Annotated in this window: 1 protein-coding gene; it reads left to right on the top strand. The window is 23.2% G+C overall.

Going from position 1 to position 517, the window contains the following annotated elements; all coding sequences use genetic code 11:
• Positions 1 to 444, top strand: a 444-nt coding sequence (locus C5C07_RS21450) for a hypothetical protein (protein WP_199522789.1), incomplete at its 5' end; no start/stop codon positions are given.
• Positions 445 to 517 lie beyond the last annotated feature (73 nt).

Below are 517 nucleotides of genomic sequence, written 5' to 3' on the forward strand. Positions count from 1 at the left end.
AATAATGAAACAAAACGATATGTTGTCTTGGATAGAATTAAAGAAGATGATGATGAAATACTTATATATTATGATGAACATGAAAATAAAGAGTACGAAGAAAATATTAGATATATTAAAGAAAAAGAAGGGAGAGTTACATTTATACCACATGTTATATCAATATTTAATATTAATAAGAATGTTATAAAAGAAACAAACGTATTTCCAATATGGCTTAGAGTATTATTGATTTTGTTAGGTGTGAGTATTTATATTTCTATCGTTAGTGGTCACTCTTTATATAGCTTATGTACAACGAAGTTTAATAAACCATTCATTTCATTTAAAATATTTCTTTCTATGCTTCCCATAGTATTAGTATCTGAATTTTTAACACTAGTCATATTTTTATACCAAACATGGTTAGGTAAAAATAAATTAGAATATAAAAAACGAAAATAAACTACCTTAATCTATAAGTCTATTATTTTAAATACATAAAATGACTTATCGGAAGTTATATATCATCGTATAT

This window comes from Haloferax sp. Atlit-4N, from assembly GCF_003383025.1.
Classification (GTDB): domain Archaea; phylum Halobacteriota; class Halobacteria; order Halobacteriales; family Haloferacaceae; genus Haloferax; species Haloferax gibbonsii.